The following is a 1,805-nucleotide window of genomic DNA, read 5'->3' on the forward strand; positions in this document are numbered from 1 at the left end:
GTGATGCCGGCGTGGTCGGTGAAGGTGCCGCGCGCGGCGAGGTGCGGGTGGTGCGGGGCCTCGCGCAGGGACAGCACGGGTGCCACGCACGCGTCGGAGCCCTCGAAGCGGGCCGTCCACTCGTCCCGCGTACGGGACCTGAAGCGGGCGGCGACCGCCTCGCGCAGGGCGGGCCAGCGGGCCGGGTCCTTGCGGGCGTCCGCGAAGCCGTCGAGGCCGAGGAGGGCGGTGAACTCGTCGTAGAACTGCGGCTCCAGCGCGCCGACCGCCATATGGCCGCCGTCGGCGGTCTCGTACGTGCCGTAGTACGGGCAGCCGCCGTCCAGGAGGTTGGCGGCGCGCCGGTCCTGCCAGCCGCCGACCGCGAGCATGCCGTGGAGCATCGCCGTCAGGTGCGCGGTGCCGTCGACGATCGCGGCGTCCACGACCTGGCCGGTGCCCGTCGCGCGCGCGTGGTGCAGTGCCGCGAGGACGCCGACGACGAGGTAGAGCGAGCCGCCCGCGTAGTCCCCGAGGAGGTTCGCCGGGGCGGGCGGGGGCCGGTCGGGGGTGCCGGTGATGCCGAGGGCGCCGGTGACGGCGATGTACGCGATGTCGTGGCCCGCGCGGTGTGCGAGGGGCCCTTCCTGGCCCCAGCCGGTCATCCGGCCGTACACCAGCGCGGGGTTGCGGGCGTGGCACTCCTGCGGGCCCACACCGAGGCGTTCGGCGACTCCGGGGCGCAGGCCCTCGATGAGGACGTCCGCGCGGGCGGCCAGGTCGAGCACCCGCTCGGCGCCCTGCGGGGACTTGAGGTCGACGACCACCGAGCGCTTGTTCCGGTTGGTGACGTCGTACGCCGGGTCGATCGCCAGCACCGGGCGGCCGGGGCGGTCCACCCGGACGACGTCGGCGCCGAGGTCGGCCAGGAGCATCGCGGCGAACGGGCCGGGGCCGATGCCGGCCAGCTCGACCACGCGCACTCCGGCGAGCGGTCCGTGCCCTGCCGTCGTCATCCGGCCCCCTCGCTGTCGTCACCGCCGATGCTAGGAACGTGTTCCGGTCGAGCACAAGAGCAAGCGCTTGGAAACTAGGCCGCCCGGGTGCTTGATCAGTGCCGCACCCTCCACGCTAGCCTCGGCCACTGACAACGACCCGAGGGGTGTCATGAGCAGGCCGAAGAAGTCGGACCGTCCCTACGACGTCGTGCTGTTCGGGGCCACCGGCTTCGTCGGCACGCTCACCGCGGAGTACCTCGCGGCGCACGCCCCCGAGGGGCTGCGGTGGGCGATCGCCGGGCGCGACCGGGCCAAGCTGGAGCGGCTGCACGAGCGGCTGTCCGGCGGCGAGGGCGTCGGGGTGCTGCGCGCGGACGTCGCCGACCCGGCGTCCCTGCGGGCGCTCGCCGAGCAGGCCCGCGTCGTCGCCACGACCGTCGGGCCGTACGTGACCTACGGCGACGACCTGGTCGCCGCGTGCGCGGACAACGGCACCGACTGTCTCGACCTGTCCGGGGAGCCCGAGTTCGTCGACCTGACCTATGTGCGGCACGACGCCCGCGCGCGGGAGACCGGGGCGCGGATCGTGCACGCGTGCGGGTTCGACTCCGTGCCGCACGACCTGGGCGCGTACTTCACGGTGTGCCAGCTGCCCGAGGGGGTGCCGCTCAGGGTCGACGGCTTCGTGACCGCCGACGCGATGATCTCCGGCGGGACGCTCGCCTCCGCACTGAACCAGTTCGCGCGCGGGCGCCAGGTGTTCGCCGCCGCCCGCGACCGCGCGCGGCACGAACCCCGGCTCGTCGGGCGCCGGGCCACCGCGCCCGC

2 protein-coding genes are annotated in these 1,805 nt (G+C 75.1%); one reads left to right on the forward strand and one right to left on the reverse strand.

Features of this window, described 5'->3' with window-relative positions:
- Positions 1-995 (reverse strand): CaiB/BaiF CoA transferase family protein (locus AOK24_RS34405; RefSeq protein WP_079057143.1); only part of this gene is annotated, 995 nt, incomplete at its 3' end.
- A gap of 151 nt (positions 996-1,146) precedes the next feature.
- Here AOK24_RS34405 and AOK24_RS34410 point away from each other — a divergent pair.
- The coding region (locus AOK24_RS34410) for a saccharopine dehydrogenase family protein (RefSeq protein WP_206191321.1) at positions 1,147-1,805 on the forward strand (659 nt) is incomplete at its 3' end.

Origin of the sequence: Streptomyces niveiscabiei, assembly GCF_001419795.1 — a bacterium.
GTDB lineage: Bacteria > Actinomycetota > Actinomycetes > Streptomycetales > Streptomycetaceae > Streptomyces > Streptomyces niveiscabiei.